Below are 20,614 nucleotides of genomic sequence, written 5' to 3' on the forward strand. Positions count from 1 at the left end.
ATTGGCGAAAATAGCCACAACTTTCCCCCTGTTTCATGGCCAAACGAATCATTCTGAGTTACCCGGACAAGCGCCTGCACACGGTTGCCAAGCCCGTGCAGGGCGTTGACGCGCGCATCAAGGCCCTGGTGGCCGACATGCTCGAGACCATGTACGACGCCAGCGGCATCGGCCTGGCCGCGACCCAGGTCGACGTGCACGAGCGGCTGGTCGTCATCGACGTGTCCGAGGAACGCAACGAGCCGCTGGTGCTCATCAATCCCGAAATTATCTGGGCAAGCGACGAAAAAGTGTTGAACGAAGAGGGCTGCCTCTCGGTGCCGGGCATCTACGACGGCGTCATGCGCTCCACCTCGGTCAAGGTCCAGGCGCTGGACGAGAACGGCGAACTGCGCACCATCGAGGCCGAAGGCCTTTTGGCCGTGTGCATCCAGCACGAACTCGACCACCTGATGGGCAAGGTGTTCGTCGAATACCTGTCGCCGCTCAAGCGCAACCGCATCAAGAGCAAGCTGCTCAAGCAGCAGCGCGAAGAGGCCAAAGAGGGCCGGGCATGAAAGCCTCCCTGCGGCCCTGGGCGCTCGGTCTTGCCGCAGCGCTCGTGCTCGCGGGCTGCGCCAGCGAACCCACGCGCATCGTTCCCGGCACCACCGCCGCCGAGACCCTGCAGCGCCTGGGCCCGCCCACGGGCCGCTATCCGCTCACCGGCGGCGGCGAGCGCCTGCAGTATTCGCGCATGCCGGCGGGCTTCGAGGTCACCGACATCGACGTCGATGCCGCCGGCAAGGTCGTCTCCGTGACCCAGGTGCTCAGCGAGGCGCGCTTCGGCCACGACATCAAGGTCGACCAGTGGCGCCAGAACGACGTGCTCGCCTTCTATGGCCGGCCTTTTGAAACCAGCCGCGTCAGCTCGTTCGACGGCGTGGTCTGGACCTGGCGCTACAAGGCCGTGAACGAGCGCCGCATGCTCTATATCTACATCGACCCCACCGGCGTGGTCCGCCGCTACCACACGGGGGACGACCTCGAACTCGTCCGGATCCGCGATTGACTGCGCTGAAAGTCGTTTTCGCGGGCACGCCCGAGTTCGCGCGCGCCGCGCTCGAAGCCATTGCCGCCGCCGGCCATGAGATCGCGCTGGTGCTGAGCCAGCCCGACCGGCCCGCGGGCCGCGGCATGAAGCTGCAGGCCTCGCCCGTCAAGCAATGCGCCCTCGCCCACGGCTGGCCGGTGGCGCAGCCGCGCAGCCTGCGGCTGGACGGCAAGTATCCGGAAGACGCCGCGGCCGCGCGCGAGGCGCTGCTGGCGGCCCGGCCCGACGTGATGGTGGTGGCGGCCTACGGCCTCATCCTGCCGCAATGGGTGCTCGACCTGCCGGCGCACGGCTGCCTCAACATCCACGCCAGCCTGCTGCCGCGCTGGCGCGGTGCGGCGCCCATCCACCGCGCCATCGAGGCCGGCGACGCGCAGACCGGCATCACCATCATGCAGATGGACGCCGGCCTGGACACCGGCGACATGCTGCTGCGCGAAGCCCTCGACATCGGCAGCGACTCCACCGCCCGGCTGCACGACCGCCTGGCCGAACTGGGCGGCCGCCTGATCGTCCAGGCGCTGGCCGACATCGGCCGCCTCGTACGCACGCCGCAGCCGGCCGAGGGCGTCACCTACGCCAGCAAGGTCGAGAAGCACGAAGCCCAGATCGACTGGAACCAGCCGGCCGACGCCATCGTGCGGCGCATCCGGGCCTTCGACCCGTTCCCGGGCGCCAACAGCCTGCTCGACGGCGAGACCATCAAGCTCTGGGCCGCGCATGCGGCGCCGCCGGCCGCGGTTTCGGCCGCGCCGGGCACCCTGCTGGCTGTGAGCGACGCCGGCGTGGCGGTGGCAGCGGCCGGCTCGGTGGTGATGGCCACCGAACTGCAGCGGCCCGGCGGCAAGCGCCTGGCCGTGGCCGACTTCCTGCGCGGCTTCGACCTGAAGCCCGGGCAGCGGTTCGGCTGATGTTCCTTTCCGCAGCCATTCGCCGCCGACCCGAATTCCGCGCCGGCATCCGCGACATGTCCTCGGCCGCGCTGGGCATCGGCGCCTGGGGCCTGATGACCGGCGTGGCCATGGTCAAGTCGAACATGAGCGTGCTGGAGTCGGTGGCCATGACGCTGCTGGTCTACGCCGGCAGTTCCCAGCTCGCGGCCATTCCGCTGCTGTTCGCGGGCGCGCCGGCCTGGGTGATCCTGGCCACGGGCTTTTGCGTCAACCTGCGCTTCGTGGTCTTCAGCCTGCACCTGCGGCCCTACCTCATGCACATGCCGCGCTGGCGCCGCATGACGCACGGCTACCTGACGGCCGACCTGAGCTATGCACTCTTCACCCGGCAGTACGCGGCGCCGCCGGCCACCGTCGCCGAGCAGCAGTCGCAGGAGGCCTACCTCACCGGCAACTACTTCGTGACCTGGTGCTCCTGGATGGGCATGAGCCTGCTGGGCATTGCGCTGGCCAACTTCATTCCGCAGAGCTGGGGCCTGGGTTTTGCCGGCGTGCTGAGCCTGGTGGCGATCGTCTGCTCGATGGCCACCACGCGGCTGCGCGTGCTGGCCGCGCTGGTCGCCAGCGCCACCGCGGTGGCGGCCTATGCCCTGCCGCTCAAGCTCAACATCGTCGTGGCCATCGGGGCCGCGGTGCTGCTGTGCTTCTGGCTCGAGAGGCGGTTCGGGCTCGACCCCGACGCGGAGGACGACAAGTGAGGGGCACCGACCTGTGGACGATGGGCGTGATCGTCGGACTGGCCGCGGTCACGGTGCTCACGCGCTGCTTCTTCTTCATCCTCGACCGGCCCTGGGGCCTGCCCGAGTGGGCCCACCGCGCGCTGCACTATGCACCGGCGGCCGCGCTGGCCGGCGTGATCGCGCCCGAGATCGTGATGACCCAGGGCCACCTGATCACCACGCTGCACGACGCACGCCTGTATGCGGCCGTGGTCGGCGCCGCTTACTACTACTGGCGGCGCGGCGTGCTCGGCACGATGCTCGCGGGCATGGCGGTGTACCTGCCCTTGCACCTCTCCCTGGGCTGGTAGCCGGCGGCCCTGCTTTTTTTTCAATCCAGCCTCACGCCGGCGGCCTGGATGATCTTGCCCCAGCGATCGCTCTCGGCCCGCGAGAGCCTGTAGAAATCCTGCGGCGTGCCCGGCAGGGCCTCGAAGCCGAACTCCGAGAACAGCTTCGCCACCTTCGGCGCCTTCATCGCCTTGTGCAGTTCGCCGTTGATGCGTGCCACTGCTTCGGGCGACATGCCCGCCGGGCCGATCAGGCCGTGGAACGCATAGGCGTTGACGTCGCTGAACCCGGCTTCGACGAAGGTGGGCACCTCGGGCAGTGCGCTCGCGCGCTGCGGCAGCGCGATCGCCAGCACCCGCACCTTGCCCGCCTTGATGATCGGCAGGCCCGAGGCCAGGTCGAGCATCATCGTGGGCACCTGCCCGCCCATCAGGTCGGTCATGGCGGGCGCGGCGCCCTTGTAGGGCACGTGCGTGATCGTCAGGCCGGCCTTCTGCTTGAAGAGCTCCATCGCCATGTGGTGCGGCGAGCCGTTGCCGGGAGAGGCATAGCTCACCTTCTCCGGGTTGGCCTTCACGTAGCGCACGAACTCGGCCACGTTCCTGGCGGGAAAGTCGGGATGCACCACCAGCGCCACCGGAAAGCGGCCGATGGCGCCGATGTAGGTGAAGTCGCTCGCGGGCCTGTAGGGCAGCTTGGCGAACATGTGCTCGTTGAAGAGCAGCGCCGCGTTCTCGGCCTGCATGATGGTGTAGCCGTCGGGCTTGGCCTGCATCAGCACCGAGACGCCGATGTTGGTCGATGCGCCGGGCCGGTTGTCGATGACCAGCGGCTGCCCGAGCGAAGGCTGCATCGCCTCGGCCAGCGAGCGCGCCAGGTTGTCGGTGCCGCCGCCGGCCACATAGGGCACGATCCATTTGACCGGCTGGCTCGGGTAGGCGGCGGGCTGCTGCGCCGATGCGAAGGGGATGGCCAGCGCGAGGGCCGCGGCCATGAGCGGAATCAGTCGCTTCATCATTTCTTGTCTCCGTTGCTTGTCTTGAAATCTGTTCAGGTCATTCGCCGCGCAGCGTCTGCCACAGCGCGCGGTCGCGCTCCGCGGTCCACACCACCGGGTGTTCGATGCCGCGCAGTTCGTCGTACGCGCGCGAGACGTCGAAGGGCAGCACATGCTGGAACACGGGCCAGCTGCCGAAGCGCGGGGCCATCGCCGCCTCTGCCCGCGCGAAGCAGCCCTTGAGCGTTTCGCCCGCGGCGATGCCGGCTTTCACGCTGTCGAGCAAGGTACCGAGAAACGCCTGGGTCAGCCCGATGGCGTCGGCGCATTCGGCCTCGCCCTGCAGCACGGCCCCGCGGCCGGGCACCAGCACGCGCGGCTTCAGGGCCCGCACCGCATCGAGCGTGCCGGCCCAGTCGCCGATGTAGGCGTCGCCCGCGTAGACGCCGCAGCGGTTCTCGACCACGTCGCCCGAGAACAGCACGCCGCAGTCGGGCAGCCACGCGACCGTGTCGCCGCTCGAATGGCCGTGGCCCAGCGCCATCAGGCGAAGCTCGCGGCCTTGGCTGCGGCCAGGGCCGAGCCAGAGGCTCATCTCGCGCTCGAAGCTCTGCGTCGGAAAGGTCAGGCCCGGGATCTCTTCCACGCCCGCGAAGAGGCGCGGGAAGCGGCCGACCTCCGAATCGAAATCGGCCTGGCCGCGCGTGCGGATCCAGTCGAGCGTGCCGTTGCTCGCGATGATGGTCTCGACCTCGCCGAACGCACTCGCGCCCATCACGCGCACCGCATGGTAGTGCGTGAGCACGATGGTTTGGATGGGCTTGTCGGTCACCGTGCGGATGGCGGCCAGGAAGTCGCGCGCCATGCGCGGCGTGGGGCGCGTGTCGATCAGCACCACGTGCTCGTCGCCGACGACGAAGCCGCAGTTCGGATCGAAGTCGCTGATGTAGCCATACACGTCGGGCGCGAGCTCGCGCAGCTGCGGCTTCTGCTCGCGCGTGTCGGAGGCCGAGGCGAAGGAGACGTTGGCGCTCATGGGGCTTCCCGGGTTGTCGTGGGGTCTTCTGCGGCGGCGCGAATGCAGGCCAGCAGCACGGCCTGGTCGCCGCACTGGTTGGCCAGCAGCAGCACGAGGCGGGCGTTGAGGTCGGCGCTCTGCGCTTCGCCCAGGCCTTCGTGCGCGGCGAGTAGCGCGGCGTAGAAGCCGTCGGGGTCGGGGATGCGGGGCTCGGTGATCATGGGGCGTGGTGGTCGAGGGCGAGGGCCGTGCGCAGCGCGGCGGCGATCGCATCGGGCGTGGCCTGCGGCAGCGTCGCGGCGCGGTAGGCATCGGGCCGCACGAGCACGAAGCTGCCCGCGTCGTGGAGGCCGAGATGCCGCATGAGCGTCTCGTCGGCTTGCAGTGCCGGCAGCCCGCTGTCGCCACCGATGGCGAGCAGGCGCAGCGGCAGCGACGCCGTGGCATCCATGGCCGCCCTGGCTTCGGCGCGTGCCGGCGCGAGCCACAGGCCCAGGCACTGCGTGCCCTCGGCCAGCAACTGCATCAGCGTGGTCTCGCTGCCACCGGCCCAGCGCAGTGCAAGGTTCTGCACCGTGCGTGCGCCTTCCGGCAACTGCGGCGCGGGCGGGTAGTCGTTGGCGACCGACATGCGGCCGGCATTGACCAGCGCGCGCGCAAACGGATGGCGCGCGGCGAGCGCCACCACCGCGCGGCGCAGCGTGTGCTCGGCCGGCGAGCGTGGTGCGAGAAAACGCGCCGAGCGGCTCGTCACCTCGAGGTTCTGCTTCGCGGCGGGTTGCCGCTCCGCGTCGTAGCTGTCGAGCAGCGCATCGTTTGCCTGCCCCTGTGCGACCAGCGCCAGCTTCCAGCCGAGGTTCGCCGCATCCTGGATGCCGCTGTTGCCGCCGCGCGCGCCGAAGGGGCTCACCACGTGCGCGGCATCGCCGATGAAGAACACGCGGCCGTGGCGGAAGCTGTCCAGCAGGTGGTCGCGGTAGCCGTAGGGGCCGATCCAGACGAACTCGAACTCCACGCCCGGCCCGAGCTGCTCGCGCAGCCGCGCGCCCGCCACTTCGGGCCGGCTGATGTGGGCGGTGTCGCAGTCCTCGGGCATCTGGTAGTCGATGCGCCAGACGCCATCGGCCATCAGGTGCTGCCAGACGCCGCGGCCTTCGTTGAAGGGCGCGTCGACCCAGGTCCAGCGCTCGGTGGGCAGCGGCTTCTTGAAGCGTACGTCGCTGATGCACCAGCGGTCGGTGCTGCGCGAGGCATGCGCGTCGATGCCGAGCTGCGTGCGGATCGGGCTGTTGGCGCCGGTCGCGTCGATCAGCCGGTCGGCCTCGATCGTGTAGCTGCCTGCGGGCGTTTCGATCTCGATGCGCACGCCATCGCTCAAGGGCTCGACGCGCGTCACGCGGCTCTTCCAGCGCACATCGGTGAGTCCGAGTTCGAGGATGCGCTCGACCAGGAACCACTCGATGTAGAACTGCTGCAGGTTGATGAAGGGCGGCTGCCTGGAGACGCTCTCCGCCTGCAGGTTGAAGCTGTAGACCTCCTGTTCGCCCGAGAAGGTGCGTCCGAACGACCAGGTGATGCCCTTGGCCGCGATGCGCTCGTAGATGCCCAGGCGCTCGAAGATCTCGAGGCTCTTCTGTGCGTAGCAGATGCCGCGCGAGGACGCACCGCGCACGCCGACGGTGTCGTCCTCGTCGAGCAGCACCGCGCGCACGCCGCGCTGCGCAAGGTCGCAGGCCAGCGTGAGGCCCGAAGGTCCCGCGCCGACGATCACGATCGGGTGGCGAACGGCTTCCGCACGGCCCAGCTCGGGCGGCGGCACGAAGGGCCAGACCGGCAACTCGTAGGCCGGCGCAAATGCAAAGCTTTCCATGTCTCTTCTACAGCGCGTGGGCGAATTCGGCGATGGCGTCGGCCGCCTTCGGAATCAGCTCGGGCTGGCCCGCGAGATAGTGGTTGCCGCCCACGATGTCGACGTTGCGGATGCGCGCGCCGCCCGCGGCCATCCACGCATCGCGCGTGCTCGGGAAGGTCGACTGGTCGCCGGTGTAGGTCAGCAGCAGCTTCGGAATGCTGGTGCGCGCGAGGTTGGCCGGCCCGTCGGCCTGCGAGCGCGAAGACCATTGCGAGAGGAACGCGGTGAGCGAGGTGGTGCGACCCATCGCATTGGCCGAGTAGTTGACCTGGCGCGCATCGCCCCACACGCTGCCCGGCAGGCGGTCGTTGGCGTCGAGCGAAAGATCCACGCAGCGCGGATCGGCATGCGTGCGGTAGACGATGAAGGTCTGGTCGCGCGGTGCGCCGGGGGTGCTGCGCAGCAGCGCGAGGCGGTCGACACACCACTGCTCGATGCGGCCCAGCCGCGCCTGCTGCGCCGTGCTGAAGCGTGCGAGAAAGCCGCGGTCGTAGGGCATGCGGTGGCGCGGATCGTACATGTCGAGCTCGGGGTCCACCGAGAGCGGGTCGTGTTCGTCGGTCACGGACGGATCGATCCAGTCGCGCATCAGCCGCGTGCGGCCCAGGTGCGCGGCGCACAGCGCGATGCCGTCCACGGGTGGCAGGTCGCCCGGGTGCAGGTGCGTCGGGTCGCCGTCCGGCAGGTGGGTGGCGGTGAGCGTCTCGGCCTGCGCCTGGTAGAAGGCCGAGAGCGCCGCACCGCCGGAGTTGCCGACCAGGAACACCTTCTCGTAGCCGGCCGCGCGCAGGTACTGCACGCCGGCGCCCAGGTCCTGGATCGCGCGCTCCATCAGCAGCACGGTGTCGTTGCCCACGTAGCGCGAGTTCAGCCCCATGCAGCAGATGCCGCGCTCGGCCAGCGGGCCGATCAGGTAGTGGCCCATGAAGTTGCTGGTCGGGTGCATCACGATGGCCGCGATTCTTTTCGGGCCCGGCGGCGCGCGGAAGGCGCCGTAGATGCGCGGCCGAAGCATCTGCAGGCCCGACTGGCTCTCCATGGCTGCGCCGGGCTTCACGTCGATGACGGCGAGTTGCAGCTCAGGCATGCGATGCACCCCTCGCTGTGCGCAGATCGGCCTTGCGCACGGTCCACGCATCGAGGTCCGCACGGGCGCGCAGCGCATGCGCCTCCATCTCGGCCTGCGGCACCGTCGGCGTGGTGAGCTCCACGCGAAGGCCGTTGGGATCGAAGAAGTAGATCGATTCGATGATGTGGTGGTCGGTCACGCCCAGCACCTCGACGCCCGCGCCTTCGAGCCGCGCCTTGGCGGCGAGCAGGTCGGCCACGGAATCGACCCGCAGCGCGATGTGGTTCACCCATGCCGGCGTGTTGGGCGAAGGCAGCGCGGCGACGTCGTCGCCCAGGTCGAAGAAGGCGATGTACGAACCGTCGCGCATGCGGAAGAAGATGTGCACGTAGGGGCAGTACTCGCCCGTGCTGGGCACATGGTCGCTCTTGATGACGTGCGCGAGCGGCAGGCCCAGCAGGTCTTCGTAGAAGCGGCGGGTTTCCTCGCTGTCGCGGCAGCGCCAGGCGAAATGGTGCAGCCCGCGAACTGGCGGGGCCGCGTTGGCAGTCGTCGGCATGGCTTTTTTGTCTCCGGTGAGCCGCTATTGGGCGATGCCGCGTCTTATGATGCAATCGAAATTAATTCATCGATTGATGAAATAATCATATGAATCTGACCCTGCGCCAGTTGCGCGCCTTCGCTGCCGTGGCCGAGACCGGCAGCTTCACCGCGGCGGCGCAGCAGCTGCACCTCACGCAGTCGGCGCTCAGCGTGCTGGTGCGCGAGCTCGAGCGCGAGATGGGCGTGCAGCTGCTCGACCGCCACACGCGGCGCGTGCAGCTGTCGGAGGCCGGGCGCGAGTTCCTGCCCTCGGTGCACCGGCTGCTGGCCGACCTCGCGGGCGCGGTGGCCGGCGTCACGGATTTGCGTGACAAGAAGAAAGGGCTGTTGCGGCTTGCAGCGCCGCAGCTCATGGCCTGCACGCTGATGCCGCGCGTGATCGCGCTCTACCGCGAGGCGTTCCCCGACGTCGACGTGCGCCTGGCCGACACGCTCCCCGAGCACCTGCTGGCCGGCGTGACGGCCGGCGACGTGGAGCTTGCGGTGGGGCAGGACGTGGCGGTCGACGGGGCCGTCGAGCGCCGCACCCTCTTTCGCGACCGGCACTGGCTGATCTGCCCGCCCGGCCACGCCTTTGCGAAGCGCCGCAAGGTGCGCTGGCACGAACTCGGCCCCTACACCTTCATCGCGCCCACGCGCGACTTCCGCCAGCGCGTGCTGCCCGAGCTGGCGCCGGCCGAGCGCGAGCTCATGCTGCGCCCGGGCACCCAGGAGGTGTCGTACATGACCACCGCGCTCGGCATGGTGGCCTCGGGGCTCGGGCTCACGGTGTGCCCGACCTACTCGGCGCCGCTGGTGCGTGCCCACGGCCTGCAGATGGTGCGGCTCGAATCGCCCGACTTCCACCGCGAGGTGTGCATCTACAGCGCGGCGCGGCGCACCCTGTCGCCCGCGGCCGCGAGCTTCGTCGAGATCCTCGAGCGCTACGCCCGGGCGCAGCCCAAGGGCGGATGAAAAGCATCGGTACGCCGCAACAGGCGCTCAGAGCGGTGCCGGGGCCAAACCTACAATGGAAGGCGACCTGTCTTCCACCACCTTCTCCAGATCCATGAACGTCATTCGATTCACCGACCTCTGCGCGCAGGGCAAGGCCGCCGGCCAGCGCGTCTTCATCCGTGCCGACCTCAACGTGCCGCAGGACGATGCAGGCCACATCACCGAAGACACGCGCATCCGCGCCTCGGTGCCCTGCATCCAGCTGGCGCTCGACGCCGGCGCCGCCGTGATGGTGACCTCGCACCTGGGCCGCCCGACCGAAGGCGAATTCAAGCCCGAGGACTCGCTCGCCCCCGTCGCCAGGCGCCTGGGCGAACTGCTCGGCCGCGAGGTGCCGCTGGTGGCCAACTGGGTCGACGGCGTCGACGTCAAGCCCGGCCAGGTCGTGCTGCTCGAGAACTGCCGCGTCAACAAGGGCGAGAAGAAGAACGACGAGGCGCTCGCGCGCAAGCTCGCCGCGCTCACCGACATCTACGTGAACGATGCCTTCGGCACCGCCCACCGCGCCGAAGCCACCACCTACGGCATCGCGCAGTTCGCCAAGGTGGCCGCGGCCGGTCCGCTGCTCGCGGCCGAGATCGACGCCATCACCAAGGCGCTGGCCCACCCCAAGCGGCCGCTGGTGGCCATCGTGGCCGGCTCCAAGGTCAGCACCAAGCTCACCATCCTCAAGAGCCTGTCGGCCAACGTCGACCAGCTGATCGTCGGCGGCGGCATTGCCAACACCTTCATGCTCGCGGCCGGCCTTTCGATCGGCAAGTCGCTGGCCGAGCCCGACCTGGTCGACCAGGCCAAGGCGGTGATCGAGGCCATGCGCGCGCGCGGCGCCGACGTGCCGATCCCGGTGGACGTGGTCACGGCCAAGACCTTCGCGGCCGATGCGCCCGCCACCGTCAAGGACGCGAACGCCGTGGCCGACGACGACCTGATCCTGGACATCGGCCCCAAGACCGCCGCGATCCTGGCTGCGCAATTGCGCAAGGCCGGCACCATCGTCTGGAACGGCCCGGTGGGCGTGTTCGAGTTCGACGCCTTCGCGGGCGGCACCAAGGCCATCGCCCAGGCCATCGCCGAGAGCAGCGCCTTCTCGATTGCCGGCGGCGGCGACACGCTCGCGGCCATTGCCAAGTACGGCATCGAGAAGCAGGTCGGCTACATCTCCACCGGCGGCGGCGCCTTCCTCGAGGTGCTCGAGGGCAAGACGCTTCCCGCTTTCGAAATCCTCGCCAAGCGTGCCGCGGGCTGATTTTTCGCGCTCGCGCGGCGGTGCCCGCTTCCTGTTGTCACACAAAGTGTATACAGTAGCGGATACAAAATGGAGACAAGTTCAATGATCACGGATCGCCTTCCCCGCCACGCCACCAAGATCGTCGCCACGCTCGGCCCGGCGTCCAACACGCCCGAGCTGCTGGAGCAGATGATCCTGAACAAGGTCAGCGTGGTGCGGCTCAATTTCAGCCATGGCACGGCGCAGGACCACATCGACCGCGCGGCCATGGTGCGCGAGGCGGCGCGCAAGACGGGCCGCGAGGTGGCGATCATGGCCGACCTGCAGGGCCCCAAGATCCGCGTCGGCAAGTTCGCGCAGGGCAAGGTCTGGCTCGAGCCGGGCGCCAAATTCGTGCTCGACGCCTCGCGCACCGAGCCCGGCGACGCCGACGCGGTCGGCCTCGACTACAAGGACCTGCCGCGCGACGTGCGCCCCGGCGACCGGCTGCTGCTGAACGACGGCCTCATCGTGCTCACGGTCGACGCCGTGCGCGGCGAGGCGGTGCACACCACCGTCAAGCTCGGCGGCGAGCTCTCCAACAACAAGGGCATCAACAAGCAGGGCGGCGGCCTCACGGCGCCGGCGCTCACCGCCAAGGACATGGAAGACATCAAGACCGCGATGAGCTTCCAGGCCGACTACGTGGCGGTGAGCTTTCCCAAGAACGCCACCGACATGGAAATGGCGCGCCAGCTGTGCAACGTGGCCGCGGCCGAATATGGCCACAAGCCGGGGCTGATCGCCAAGATCGAGCGCGCCGAGGCCATTCCCAAGCTGGAGGAGATCCTGCGCGCGAGCGACGGCATCATGGTGGCGCGCGGCGACCTGGCCGTGGAGGTGGGCAATGCCGCCGTGCCGGCGCTGCAGAAGAAGATGATCCGCATGGCGCGCGACATGGACAAGGTGGTGATCACCGCGACCCAGATGATGGAGTCGATGATCACCAACCCCGTGCCCACGCGCGCCGAGGTGAGCGACGTCGCCAACGCCGTGCTCGACGGCACCGACGCCGTGATGCTCTCGGCCGAAACCGCCTCGGGCCGCTATCCGCTCGAAACCGTGCAGGAGATGAGCCGCATCTGCGAAGCCGCCGAAGCGGCCGAGGACAAGACGCTCGACGCGGACTTCAGCGGCAAGACCTACAGCCGCATCGACCAGTCGATTGCGATGGGCGCGCTGTTCACGGCCCACCACCTGGGCGCCAAGGCCATCGTCGCGCTCACCGAGTCGGGCTCCACGCCGCTGTGGATGAGCCGCCACCGCGCGCACATTCCGATGTACGCGCTGACCTCGCGCCTGGCCACGCAGCGCAGGATGGCGCTCTACCGCAACGTGCGCCCGCTGCTGATGGATTCGGAGAGCGACCGCGACACCGCGCTCGAGCAGGCCGAAGCCCACCTGAAGAAGCGCGGCATCGTGCAGACCGGCGACGTCTACGCCATCACCTGCGGCGAGCCGATGGGCGCCCCCGGCGGCACCAACATGCTCAAGATCTGCCGCGCGAGCTGAGCCCGCTCAGCCATTCCTGAAGAGGAAGCTGTAGGCGTTCAGGGCCGGCACGCCGCCCAGGTGCGCATAGAGCACCTTCGAGCCGGCCGGGAATTCGCCCAGGCGCACCTTCTCGATCATCCCGTGCATCGACTTGCCCTCGTACACGGGGTCGGTCAGCATGCCTTCCAGGCGCGCGCAGAGGCGGATCGACTCCAGCGTGCCTTCGTTGGGCAGGCCGTATTCGGGGCCGCCGAAGCGGCGGTCGAGCACCACGTCCTTGTCGGTGATGTCGCGGCCCAGCTCGACCAGCTCGGCTGTGCCCTTGGCAATGCGCACGATCTGCGCGAAGGTCTGCTCGGGCTTGGCCGAGGCGTCGATGCCGATCACGCGGTCGGCCCGGCCGTCGGCCGCGAAGCCCACCACCATGCCGGCCTGCGTGCTGCCCGTGACCGAGCAGGTCACGATGTAGTCGAACTTGAAGCCCAGCTCGGCCTCCTGCTCCCGCACTTCTTCCGCAAACCCGACGAAGCCGAGGCCGCCGCGCGGATGCTCCGAGCAGCCGGCCGGAATCGGAAAGGGCTTGCCGCCGGCCTTGCGCACGTCGGCCATGGCTTCTTCCCAGCTCTTGCGGATGCCGATGTCGAAGCCCGCGCTGTCCAGCCGCACGTCGGCGCCCATGATGCGGGACATCTCGATGTTTCCGACGCGGTCGTACACCGCATCGGAGTAGTTGACCCAGTTCTCCTGCACCAGCACGCACTTCAGGCCCAGGTGCGCAGCCACGGCCGCCACCTGGCGCGTCTGGTTCGACTGGATGCCGCCGATCGACACCAGCGTGTCGTAGCCGCCCTCGAGCGCCTCGGGAATCAGGTATTCGAGCTTGCGCGTCTTGTTGCCGCCGAAGGCCAGGCCGCTGTTGCAGTCCTCGCGCTTGGCGTAGAGCTCGACCTCGCCGCCCAGGTGGGCGCTCAGGCGCTTGAGCGGATGGATCGGCGTCGGGCCGAAGGTGAGCGCGTGGCGGGGAAATTTCTTGAGGTTCATCGATGTGTGCTCCGAGAAAAAGGGATGCCATCGATCGTAGGAAGAAGCCGTCGAAACGTGCTTGCAAACTTTGATGGAATTACGGTGCAAAAAAAGACAAGATCGGGGAGTCCGAGTTTTTTGATTCGCCGGAACCACAATGAGCACAACAAAGTTGCGTACCACGCCGGCACGGGCGGCCGAAGCGGCGGCGGAGCTCGACCGCACCGATCGCGCCATCCTGCGCGCCCTGCAGCGCGATGCCTCGGTGTCGAACGTGGCGCTGGCCGCCAAGGTCAACCTGAGCGCGCCCGCCTGCCTGCGCCGCGTGGAGCGGCTCAAGGCCGCGGGGCTCGTCAAGGGCATCGTGGCGCTGCTCGACGCCCAGGCGCTCGAGCTCGGCATGCTGGTGATGATCGGCGTGGTGCTCGACCGCTCCACGCCCGATTCGTTCGCCGATTTCGAGAAGGCCGCGCAAAAGGTCTCGGGCTGCCTCGAATGCCACGTGGTCACGGGCGAGTTCGACTACTTCATGCTCGTGCGCACGCGCGACAACGACAGCTTCAACCGCCTGCATGCGGAGCAACTGCTGTACCTGCCGGGCGTGCGGCAGATCCGGACCTTCGTGGTGCTCAAGCAGGTGCTGTCGACCACGCAGCTGCCCATCTAGGAGCGCCTGCGGCTGCGCGCCGGAGGGGCCTGCGGCCCGTGTCAGTGCCGTCCCACAAGGGGGCTCGATAGAATTGGGGCAGTTTTCTCTCGTCTTTCCGCCTTCTTTTTCCCCTATTTCCGCGAGGTATTTCCCATGGCACTCGTCTCGATGCGCGAACTGCTGGACCACGCAGCCGCCAACGGCTACGGCATTCCGGCCTTCAACGTCAACAACCTCGAACAGGTCCAGGCCGTGATGGAGGCCGCCAAGGAAACCGGCGCGCCCGTCATCCTGCAGGCCAGCGCCGGTGCCCGCAAATACGCCGGCGAAGCCTTCATCAAGCACCTGATCCAGGCCGCGATCGAGCAGTACCCCAACATCCCGCTGGTCATGCACCAGGACCACGGCCAGAACCCCGACGTCTGCAAGGGCGCCATCGACCTGGGCTTCAGCTCGGTGATGATGGACGGCTCGCTCGAGGCCGACGGCAAGACCATTGCGAGCTACGACTACAACGTGGACGTCACCAAGAAGGTGTCGGACATGGCCCACCGCCTGGGCGTGACCGTCGAAGGCGAGCTCGGCTGCCTGGGCTCGCTGGAGACCATGAAGGGCGACAAGGAAGACGGCCACGGCACCGACGACACCATGACGCGCGAGCAGCTGCTGACCGATCCCGAGCAGGCCGCCGACTTCGTCAAGCGCACCCAGATCGACGCGCTGGCCATTGCCATCGGCACCAGCCACGGCGCCTACAAGTTCACGCGCGAGCCCACCGGCGACATCCTGGCGATCGACCGCATCAAGGAAATCCACCGCCGCATTCCCAACACCCATCTGGTGATGCACGGCTCGTCGAGCGTGCCGCAGGAGCTGCTGGCCATCATTCGCCAGTACGGCGGCAACATGAAGGAAACCTACGGCGTGCCCGTGAAGGAAATCCAGGAAGCCATCAAGCACGGCGTGCGCAAGATCAACATCGACACCGACATCCGCCTGGCCATGACCGGCGCGGTGCGCAAGTTCCTGGCCGAGAACCCCGAGAAGTTCGACGCCCGCGAATGGCTCAAGCCCGCGCGCGAGGCCGCCAGGCTGATCTGCAAGCAGCGCTACATCGAGTTCGGCTGCGAAGGCCAGGGCGCCAAGATCAAGGGCGACACGCTGCAGGTCGTCGCCGCCAAGTACGCCAAGGGCGAGCTCGCGCAAGAAGTGGTCTGAAGACAAACTTTTTCCGCGAATCGCAGGCCACCGTTCGCGGTGGCTTTTTTCTGCGCGCACAATCCGTTTTCCCCCGTCACCCGTTTCCGCACAGCAGCACCGTCCCATGACCACCGTCCACACCTCTTCCATCCAGAGCCTGCCCCTGCTTGCGCGCGGCAAGGTGCGAGACAACTACGCCGTCGGCGAAGACCGCATCCTGATGGTCGCGAGCGACCGGCTCAGCGCCTTCGACGTGATCATGGGCGAGCCGATTCCGGGCAAGGGCGAAATCCTCACGCAGATGGCGCTGTGGTGGTTCGACCGCCTCGGCCAGCTGTGCCCCAACCACCTGACGGGCGAAGCGCCCGAGAGCGTGGTCAGGCCCGACGAGGTGCCGCAGGTCACCGGCCGCTCGATGCTGGTCAAGCGCCTGACGCCGATCCCGGTCGAGGCCGTGGTGCGCGGCTACCTGGCCGGCAGCGGCTGGAAGGAATACCAGGAAAGCCGCTCGGTCTGCGGCGTTCCGCTGCCCGAAGGGCTCACCAACGCGAGCAAGCTGCCGCGCCCGATCTTCACGCCCGCCGCCAAGGCCGCGGCCGGCGAGCACGACGAGAACATCAGCTACGACCGCGTGGTCGAGATCGTCGGCCCCAAGCTGGCGCAGCAGATCCGCGAGACCAGCCTCGAGATCTACGAAACCGCCGCGCAGATCGCGCTGGCCAAGGGAATGATCATTGCCGACACCAAGTTCGAGTTCGGCCTGGACGAGGCCGGCACGCTGGTGCTGATGGACGAGGTGCTCACGCCCGACAGCTCGCGCTACTGGCCGGTCGAGGGCTATCAGGCCGCGCTGGCTGCGGGCACCAATCCGCCGAGCTACGACAAGCAGTTCGTGCGCGACTGGCTCGAAGCCACCAGGATCAACGGCAAGCCCTGGGACAAGACCCCGCCGGCGCCGCGCCTGCCGGCCGAGGTCATCGAAAAGACCGCGGCCAAGTACCGCGAAGCGCTGGAGCGCCTCACGGGCTGAGGAAAAGGGAAGCGGCTGGCCGCTTCAGCGGCTCGCCGAGTTCAGCGTGGCCACGGTGCGCCCGCTCGCGTCGAGCAGCGCGAGCCGCCCCGGGCCGGCCAGGCGGTAGGTCGCGGTGGTCTGCAGCGCCGAGATGAATTGCGCCTCGTTGGCGCCGCGCACCGGGTCCGCGCAGGCCATGCGGGTCGAGGCCAGCTGGCCGATGCGCAGCGTGATGCCGCTGCGCGTGAACGACCCGGAAACGCGGTTGCAGCCGCCCGTTCCGCTGACGCGCCCGCTGCTGCGGTCGAACTGGATCTGCGCTTCGCCGCCGGGCGGCACGGGCTCGTCGCCCAGCTGCACCAGGCGCCAGACCGGCCCCTCGATCGGCTCGTCGAGGCTGATGCCGCTGCCGCAGCCAGCCAGGGCGGCCGCCATCAGTGCGGTCGCGAAAACGGAAAGCGCGATGCGGGCGCGGTGGCGGGCGGAAAAGCGCATGGCCGGTGTGTCCTTCTCAATTGCAACAAGTTGAATCGCCGCCATCGTATGCGAGGCCGCCCCGGCTCGCCAAGATGCATGCGCCTGCCGCCATCGGCCGCGCAGCCGGTTCAGCTCAGCTCAGCACCACGCTGCTGAGCCGGCGGCGGTAGGTGGCCACCACCGGATCGTCCGGCGGAATCTGCCCGTCCGCCACCTTCACCTTGGGCGGCTCGATCAGGTCGAGGATCGCGATGTAGGTCTTGCGCGCGAGTTCCTCGTTCCAGCTCTTGTCGCGCATCAGGATCTCGAGCAGCTCGTCCATGGCGTCGGTCCAGCGCTGCGCATCCATCAGCAACTGCGCGCGGCCGAAGCGGGCGTCGAAGTCGCGCTTGCCGGCGGCAATGCGGGCGTCGAAATCGGCCAGGGTGGGCGCGGGGCCCGAGGCTGGCGCCGCAAAATCGATGGCGTCCATCCAGCGCTGCAGCGAATCGAAGCGGCGCACCAGCGTGGTCCTGGCGATCACCGGCGCGAACGCCACCTTGGCATCGTCGATGCGGCCCATCTGCAGCAGCAGCTTGATGTAGTCGAAGCGCGCATCGTCGTTGGCCGGGTCGGTCGCCACCGCATGCTGCAGCCGCTCGAGCGCGCCCTCTGTGTCGCCTTCGGCCAGTGCTTCCTGGGCCGCGGCCTCCTGGGAGGCGGCTTCGACCTGCTCGGCGGCGGGCACGTGCTTGTCGAGGAATTCGCGGATCTTGTCGGCCGGAATGGCGCCCACGAAGCCGTCCACCGGCTGGCCGTCCTTGAACATCACGCAGAACGGGATGCTGCGCACGCCGAACATTTCGGACAGCTGCGACGAGATCTGGGGCACCTTGTCGGCATCCAGCTTGGCCAGCGTGAAGCGCCCGGCGTACTCGGTTTCGAGCTTTTCGAGCACCGGGCCGAGCTGCTTGCACGGTCCGCACCATTCGGCCCAGATGTCGAGCAGCACCGGCGTGGCGACCGAGCCTTCGATCAGTTCAGCCTGAAAATTTTCGAGAGTGATGTCGATCATCGGGAACAACTGGGGGTGAAACGTAAAATTGGAACCATGAACGAAACCATTCAGGTCGGTGTAGTGATGGGCTCGAACTCCGATTGGGAGACGATGCGCAACGCGGTCGAGATTCTCCAGCAATTCGGGATCCAGCACGAAGCGAAGGTGGTCTCGGCCCACCGGATGCCCGATGCGCTCTTCGCGTATGCCGAAAGCGCCGCCGGGCGCGGGCTCGCCGCGATCATCGCGGGCGCGGGCGGCGCGGCCCACCTGCCGGGCATGCTGGCTGCCAAGACCACGGTGCCGGTGCTCGGCGTGCCGGTGGCCAGCCGCCACCTGCAGGGCGTCGATTCTCTCTACAGCATCGTGCAGATGCCCAAGGGCGTGCCGGTGGCCACCTTTGCCATCGGCAATGCGGGGGCGGCCAATGCGGCGCTGTTCGCGGTGGCCATGCTGGCGGTGAACGATCCGGCGCTGCGGGCGCGACTCGACGCCTTCCGTGCCGCGCAGACCGCCGCGGCCGAGGCCATGACGCTGCCGCCGCCGGCCGCGGATGCCGCCGCCGTGTCGCCGTTCTCGCCCCAAGGCGGGGGTGCGCTGTGAACGGCAACAACGGCCTTCCCATTCTTCCCGGCGCCACGCTCGGCGTGCTCGGCGGCGGCCAGCTGGGCCGCATGTTCGCCCATGCCGCCCAGCGCATGGGCTATTTCACGGCCGTGCTCGACCCCGACGCCGACAGCCCGGCCGGCCGCGTGAGCCACCACCACATCCACACCGACTACGCCGACGTCGACGGCCTGGCGCGGCTCGCGGGCCTGGCCGATGCGGTCACGACCGAGTTCGAGAACGTGCCGGCGCCCTCGCTGGAGAAGCTGTCGGTGGCCCGGCCCGTGGCGCCCGATGCGGGCGCCATCGCCATCGCGCAGGACCGCATCGCCGAAAAGGCCCATTTCACGCGCTGCGGCGTGGCCTGCGCGCCCTATGCGGTCATCGAGACCGCGGCCCAGCTCGCCGCCGCCTCCGACATGCTGCTGCCCGGCATCCTCAAGACCGCGCGCCTGGGCTACGACGGCAAGGGCCAGCAGCGCGTGGCCACGCGCGCCGAACTGGTCGACGCCTGGCAGGCCGTGGGCTGCGTGCCCTGCGTGCTCGAAAAGCTGCTGCCGCTCGAATTCGAATGCTCGGTGATCGTCGCGCGCGGCCGCGACGGGCAGCTGGTGCACTTTCCGCCGCAGCGCAACCTGCATCGCGACGGCATCCTGGCCGTGACCGAGGTGCACGCGCAGAACATGCCCAAGACCGTGGCCCAGGCGGCCATCAACTCGGCCAAGAGCATTGCCACCGGGCTGGACTACGTGGGCGTGCTGTGCGTGGAGTTCTTCGCGCTGGCCGACGGCTCGCTGGTGGTGAACGAAATGGCGCCCCGGCCGCACAACAGCGGCCACTACACCATGGAAGCCTGCGACGTCTCGCAGTTCGAGCTGCAGGTGCGCACGCTCGCGGGCCTGCCGCTGGCCGCGCCGCGCCAGCACAGTCCGGCGATCATGCTGAACCTGCTGGGCGACCTGTGGTTCACCGCGGGCGGCGACAAGCCGGTGGCGCCGCGCTGGAGCGACGTGCTCGCGCTGCCCGGCGTGCACCTGCATCTGTACGGCAAGATCGAACCGCGCCGCGGCCGCAAGATGGGCCACCTGACGCTCACCGGCGCCACGCTCGAAAATGTGCGCGCCGCGGCCTCCCAGGCCGCAACGCTGCTTGGCCTGCCGGCGCTGTCGGCGGCCGACTTCGCATGATCCTCGACGGCCAATCCCCGGAAGCCATTGCCGAGGCCGTGCGCGTGCTGCGCGCGGGCGGGCTGGTCGCATTCCCGACCGAGACCGTCTACGGACTGGGCGCCGATGCCACCAGCGACATGGCGGTGGCCGGCATCTTCAAGGCCAAGGGCCGGCCGGCCGACCATCCGCTGATCGTCCACGTGGCGGCCGGCATCAAGGGCACCGAGGCGCTGTCGCGCTTCGCGCAGCCGCTGCCGCCCTTCGCGCAGAAGCTGGTGCAGGCCTTCTGGCCCGGCCCGCTGACGCTGATCGTCACGCGCCAGCCCGGCGTGGCGGCCGCGGCCGCCGGCGGGCAGGACACCATCGGCCTGCGCTGCCCATCGCATCCGGTCGCGCAGGCCCTGCTCGAGGCCTGCGCCGAGCAGGGCGTGCCGGGGCTCGCGGGCCCGAGCGCCAACCGCTTCGGCCGCGTGAGCCCCACCACCGCGCAGCATGTGCATGACGAGTTCGGCGATGCGCTGACGGTGATCGACGGCGGCGCCTGCGAGGTGGGCATCGAGTCGACCATCGTCGACTGCAGCCGCGGCGCGCCCGTGCTGCTGCGCCCGGGCCTGATCACGCGCGCGCAGATCGAGGCCGCCGCGGGCGAGCGCCTGAGCAACCGCGAGGTGCTCGAGACACCCGATCCGCGCGCCTCCGGCACGCTCGAGGCGCACTACGCGCCGAACGCCAAGCTGCGGCTGATGGATGCCAAGGCCATCCAGGCCGGCCTCGACGTGCTCGGCCCGGGCGCGGCCCACATCGCCGTGTGGACGCGCGCCGAGGTGCGCAGCCACTCGCAGCGCGTGCTGCAGCGGCGCATGCCGGACGACGCGGCGGCCAGCGCGCACCAGCTGTTCGCGGTGCTGCGCGAGTTCGATGCCGAGGGCGTCAAGCTGATCTGGGTCGAGACGCCGCCCGACACGCCCGAATGGGAAGGCGTGCGGGACCGCCTCCATCGCGCGTCGATGGGCTGACCCCCAGGCCTTTC

At 69.0% G+C, this 20,614-nt stretch carries 23 protein-coding genes; 14 read left to right on the forward strand and 9 right to left on the reverse strand.

All coding sequences use genetic code 11. The annotated features are described in order from the left end of the window. The first annotated feature begins 35 nt into the window (after window positions 1-35). From def to EJO66_RS12965, 5 genes are read left to right on the forward strand one after another with little or no spacing between them, the layout of a single operon-like run. The gene (gene def, locus EJO66_RS12945; protein WP_124959066.1) at window positions 36-557 is read left to right on the forward strand and encodes a peptide deformylase; all 522 of its coding nucleotides are present in this window, start codon (window positions 36-38) and stop codon (window positions 555-557) included. Continuing rightward, a complete protein-coding gene (locus EJO66_RS12950; RefSeq protein ID WP_124959065.1) occupies window positions 554-1,051 on the forward strand; it encodes a hypothetical protein in 498 nt (165 codons plus the stop codon). Before def ends, EJO66_RS12950 begins: the two co-directional genes overlap by 4 nt. Continuing rightward, the gene (gene fmt, locus EJO66_RS12955; protein WP_125965413.1) at window positions 1,048-2,004 is read left to right on the forward strand and encodes a methionyl-tRNA formyltransferase; all 957 of its coding nucleotides are present in this window, start codon (window positions 1,048-1,050) and stop codon (window positions 2,002-2,004) included. The genes EJO66_RS12950 and fmt overlap by 4 nt, the downstream gene beginning before the upstream one ends. Then, window positions 2,004-2,744 (forward strand): AzlC family ABC transporter permease, encoded by a 741-nt coding sequence (locus tag EJO66_RS12960; RefSeq protein WP_124959063.1) that lies wholly within the window; start codon window positions 2,004-2,006, stop codon window positions 2,742-2,744. The genes fmt and EJO66_RS12960 overlap by 1 nt, the downstream gene beginning before the upstream one ends. Then, entirely contained in the window at window positions 2,741-3,076 is a 336-nt protein-coding gene (locus EJO66_RS12965) for an AzlD domain-containing protein (RefSeq protein WP_124959062.1), read from the forward strand. Before EJO66_RS12960 ends, EJO66_RS12965 begins: the two co-directional genes overlap by 4 nt. A gap of 20 nt (window positions 3,077-3,096) precedes the next feature. Here EJO66_RS12965 and EJO66_RS12970 read toward each other — a convergent pair whose 3' ends face one another. Genes EJO66_RS12970 through EJO66_RS12995 form a run of 6 tightly spaced genes read right to left on the reverse strand, consistent with a single transcriptional unit; the run spans window position 3,097 to window position 8,611 of the window. After that, a complete protein-coding gene (locus EJO66_RS12970; RefSeq protein WP_125965444.1) occupies window positions 3,097-4,071 on the reverse strand; it encodes a Bug family tripartite tricarboxylate transporter substrate binding protein in 975 nt (324 codons plus the stop codon). 40 nt (window positions 4,072-4,111) lie between these two features. Next, window positions 4,112-5,089, reverse strand: a complete 978-nt coding sequence (locus EJO66_RS12975; protein WP_125965414.1) for an MBL fold metallo-hydrolase — start codon at window positions 5,087-5,089, stop codon at window positions 4,112-4,114. Continuing rightward, window positions 5,086-5,292: a DUF2783 domain-containing protein gene (locus tag EJO66_RS12980; RefSeq protein WP_124959060.1), complete on the reverse strand. Its 207-nt coding sequence runs from the start codon at window positions 5,290-5,292 to the stop codon at window positions 5,086-5,088. Before EJO66_RS12980 ends, EJO66_RS12975 begins: the two co-directional genes overlap by 4 nt. Next, window positions 5,289-6,941, reverse strand: coding sequence for an FAD-dependent oxidoreductase (locus EJO66_RS12985; protein WP_124959059.1), 1,653 nt, complete (start codon window positions 6,939-6,941; stop codon window positions 5,289-5,291). Before EJO66_RS12985 ends, EJO66_RS12980 begins: the two co-directional genes overlap by 4 nt. A 7-nt stretch (window positions 6,942-6,948) precedes the next feature. Then, on the reverse strand, window positions 6,949-8,070 hold the full coding sequence (locus EJO66_RS12990) for an alpha/beta hydrolase family protein (protein ID WP_125965415.1): 1,122 nt from the start codon (window positions 8,068-8,070) through the stop codon (window positions 6,949-6,951). Next, entirely contained in the window at window positions 8,063-8,611 is a 549-nt protein-coding gene (locus tag EJO66_RS12995) for a VOC family protein (RefSeq protein WP_125965416.1), read from the reverse strand. Before EJO66_RS12995 ends, EJO66_RS12990 begins: the two co-directional genes overlap by 8 nt. Window positions 8,612-8,700: 89 nt before the next feature. Here EJO66_RS12995 and EJO66_RS13000 point away from each other — a divergent pair, with 89 nt between their 5' ends. The 3 genes from EJO66_RS13000 to pyk all read left to right on the forward strand — a co-directional run bounded on the left by EJO66_RS13000 (window position 8,701) and on the right by pyk (window position 12,430). Next, window positions 8,701-9,609, forward strand: a complete 909-nt coding sequence (locus EJO66_RS13000; RefSeq protein WP_124959056.1) for a LysR family transcriptional regulator — start codon at window positions 8,701-8,703, stop codon at window positions 9,607-9,609. Window positions 9,610-9,703: 94 nt separating this feature from the next. Further along, entirely contained in the window at window positions 9,704-10,897 is a 1,194-nt protein-coding gene (locus EJO66_RS13005) for a phosphoglycerate kinase (protein ID WP_124959055.1), read from the forward strand. Between the two features lie 84 nt (window positions 10,898-10,981). Continuing rightward, window positions 10,982-12,430: a pyruvate kinase gene (pyk, locus tag EJO66_RS13010; RefSeq protein ID WP_124959054.1), complete on the forward strand. Its 1,449-nt coding sequence runs from the start codon at window positions 10,982-10,984 to the stop codon at window positions 12,428-12,430. Between the two features lie 6 nt (window positions 12,431-12,436). On the opposite strand, the gene EJO66_RS13015 is transcribed toward pyk, so the two are convergent. Beyond that, a complete protein-coding gene (locus tag EJO66_RS13015) occupies window positions 12,437-13,453 on the reverse strand; it encodes a 1-aminocyclopropane-1-carboxylate deaminase (protein WP_125965417.1) in 1,017 nt (338 codons plus the stop codon). Window positions 13,454-13,592: 139 nt separating this feature from the next. On the opposite strand from EJO66_RS13015, the gene EJO66_RS13020 reads away from it, so the two are divergent. The 3 genes from EJO66_RS13020 (at window position 13,593) to EJO66_RS13030 (ending at window position 16,314) form a co-directional block, all read left to right on the forward strand. Further along, on the forward strand, window positions 13,593-14,102 hold the full coding sequence (locus EJO66_RS13020) for an Lrp/AsnC family transcriptional regulator (protein ID WP_124959053.1): 510 nt from the start codon (window positions 13,593-13,595) through the stop codon (window positions 14,100-14,102). A 135-nt stretch (window positions 14,103-14,237) separates the two neighbouring features. Then, on the forward strand, window positions 14,238-15,302 hold the full coding sequence (fba, locus tag EJO66_RS13025) for a class II fructose-bisphosphate aldolase (protein WP_018905207.1): 1,065 nt from the start codon (window positions 14,238-14,240) through the stop codon (window positions 15,300-15,302). Window positions 15,303-15,408: 106 nt separating this feature from the next. Next, on the forward strand, window positions 15,409-16,314 hold the full coding sequence (locus tag EJO66_RS13030; RefSeq protein WP_124959052.1) for a phosphoribosylaminoimidazolesuccinocarboxamide synthase: 906 nt from the start codon (window positions 15,409-15,411) through the stop codon (window positions 16,312-16,314). 24 nt (window positions 16,315-16,338) lie between these two features. Here the strand turns inward: EJO66_RS13030 and EJO66_RS13035 are convergent, their stop codons facing one another. Next, a complete protein-coding gene (locus EJO66_RS13035) occupies window positions 16,339-16,791 on the reverse strand; it encodes an META domain-containing protein (protein WP_124959051.1) in 453 nt (150 codons plus the stop codon). A gap of 115 nt (window positions 16,792-16,906) precedes the next feature. After that, a complete protein-coding gene (locus EJO66_RS13040; RefSeq protein ID WP_125965418.1) occupies window positions 16,907-17,827 on the reverse strand; it encodes a tetratricopeptide repeat protein in 921 nt (306 codons plus the stop codon). A 36-nt stretch (window positions 17,828-17,863) separates the two neighbouring features. On the opposite strand from EJO66_RS13040, the gene purE reads away from it, so the two are divergent. From purE to EJO66_RS13055, 3 genes are read left to right on the forward strand one after another with little or no spacing between them, the layout of a single operon-like run. After that, a complete protein-coding gene (purE, locus tag EJO66_RS13045) occupies window positions 17,864-18,412 on the forward strand; it encodes a 5-(carboxyamino)imidazole ribonucleotide mutase (protein WP_125965419.1) in 549 nt (182 codons plus the stop codon). Then, the gene (locus EJO66_RS13050; protein WP_125965420.1) at window positions 18,409-19,602 is read left to right on the forward strand and encodes a 5-(carboxyamino)imidazole ribonucleotide synthase; all 1,194 of its coding nucleotides are present in this window, start codon (window positions 18,409-18,411) and stop codon (window positions 19,600-19,602) included. Before purE ends, EJO66_RS13050 begins: the two co-directional genes overlap by 4 nt. Further along, on the forward strand, window positions 19,599-20,600 hold the full coding sequence (locus tag EJO66_RS13055; protein WP_124959047.1) for an L-threonylcarbamoyladenylate synthase: 1,002 nt from the start codon (window positions 19,599-19,601) through the stop codon (window positions 20,598-20,600). Before EJO66_RS13050 ends, EJO66_RS13055 begins: the two co-directional genes overlap by 4 nt. Window positions 20,601-20,614: the final 14 nt, after the last annotated feature.

Source organism: Variovorax beijingensis (assembly GCF_003951285.1).
Classification (GTDB): domain Bacteria; phylum Pseudomonadota; class Gammaproteobacteria; order Burkholderiales; family Burkholderiaceae_C; genus Variovorax; species Variovorax beijingensis.

What these genes read in the sequence shown, in the direction of transcription:
- def (WP_124959066.1), top strand. Translation starts at nt 36, where the DNA reads ATGGCCAAACGAATCATTCTGAGTTACCCGGACAAGCGCCTGCACACG.
- EJO66_RS12950 (WP_124959065.1), top strand. Translation starts at nt 554, where the DNA reads ATGAAAGCCTCCCTGCGGCCCTGGGCGCTCGGTCTTGCCGCAGCGCTC.
- EJO66_RS12960 (WP_124959063.1), top strand. Translation starts at nt 2,004, where the DNA reads ATGTTCCTTTCCGCAGCCATTCGCCGCCGACCCGAATTCCGCGCCGGC.
- EJO66_RS12970 (WP_125965444.1), bottom strand. Translation starts at nt 4,071, where the DNA reads ATGAAGCGACTGATTCCGCTCATGGCCGCGGCCCTCGCGCTGGCCATC.
- EJO66_RS12975 (WP_125965414.1), bottom strand. Translation starts at nt 5,089, where the DNA reads ATGAGCGCCAACGTCTCCTTCGCCTCGGCCTCCGACACGCGCGAGCAG.
- EJO66_RS12980 (WP_124959060.1), bottom strand. Translation starts at nt 5,292, where the DNA reads ATGATCACCGAGCCCCGCATCCCCGACCCCGACGGCTTCTACGCCGCG.
- EJO66_RS12985 (WP_124959059.1), bottom strand. Translation starts at nt 6,941, where the DNA reads ATGGAAAGCTTTGCATTTGCGCCGGCCTACGAGTTGCCGGTCTGGCCC.
- EJO66_RS12990 (WP_125965415.1), bottom strand. Translation starts at nt 8,070, where the DNA reads ATGCCTGAGCTGCAACTCGCCGTCATCGACGTGAAGCCCGGCGCAGCC.
- EJO66_RS12995 (WP_125965416.1), bottom strand. Translation starts at nt 8,611, where the DNA reads ATGCCGACGACTGCCAACGCGGCCCCGCCAGTTCGCGGGCTGCACCAT.
- EJO66_RS13000 (WP_124959056.1), top strand. Translation starts at nt 8,701, where the DNA reads ATGAATCTGACCCTGCGCCAGTTGCGCGCCTTCGCTGCCGTGGCCGAG.
- EJO66_RS13005 (WP_124959055.1), top strand. Translation starts at nt 9,704, where the DNA reads ATGAACGTCATTCGATTCACCGACCTCTGCGCGCAGGGCAAGGCCGCC.
- pyk (WP_124959054.1), top strand. Translation starts at nt 10,982, where the DNA reads ATGATCACGGATCGCCTTCCCCGCCACGCCACCAAGATCGTCGCCACG.
- EJO66_RS13015 (WP_125965417.1), bottom strand. Translation starts at nt 13,453, where the DNA reads ATGAACCTCAAGAAATTTCCCCGCCACGCGCTCACCTTCGGCCCGACG.
- EJO66_RS13020 (WP_124959053.1), top strand. Translation starts at nt 13,593, where the DNA reads ATGAGCACAACAAAGTTGCGTACCACGCCGGCACGGGCGGCCGAAGCG.
- fba (WP_018905207.1), top strand. Translation starts at nt 14,238, where the DNA reads ATGGCACTCGTCTCGATGCGCGAACTGCTGGACCACGCAGCCGCCAAC.
- EJO66_RS13030 (WP_124959052.1), top strand. Translation starts at nt 15,409, where the DNA reads ATGACCACCGTCCACACCTCTTCCATCCAGAGCCTGCCCCTGCTTGCG.
- EJO66_RS13035 (WP_124959051.1), bottom strand. Translation starts at nt 16,791, where the DNA reads ATGCGCTTTTCCGCCCGCCACCGCGCCCGCATCGCGCTTTCCGTTTTC.
- EJO66_RS13040 (WP_125965418.1), bottom strand. Translation starts at nt 17,827, where the DNA reads ATGATCGACATCACTCTCGAAAATTTTCAGGCTGAACTGATCGAAGGC.
- purE (WP_125965419.1), top strand. Translation starts at nt 17,864, where the DNA reads ATGAACGAAACCATTCAGGTCGGTGTAGTGATGGGCTCGAACTCCGAT.
- EJO66_RS13055 (WP_124959047.1), top strand. Translation starts at nt 19,599, where the DNA reads ATGATCCTCGACGGCCAATCCCCGGAAGCCATTGCCGAGGCCGTGCGC.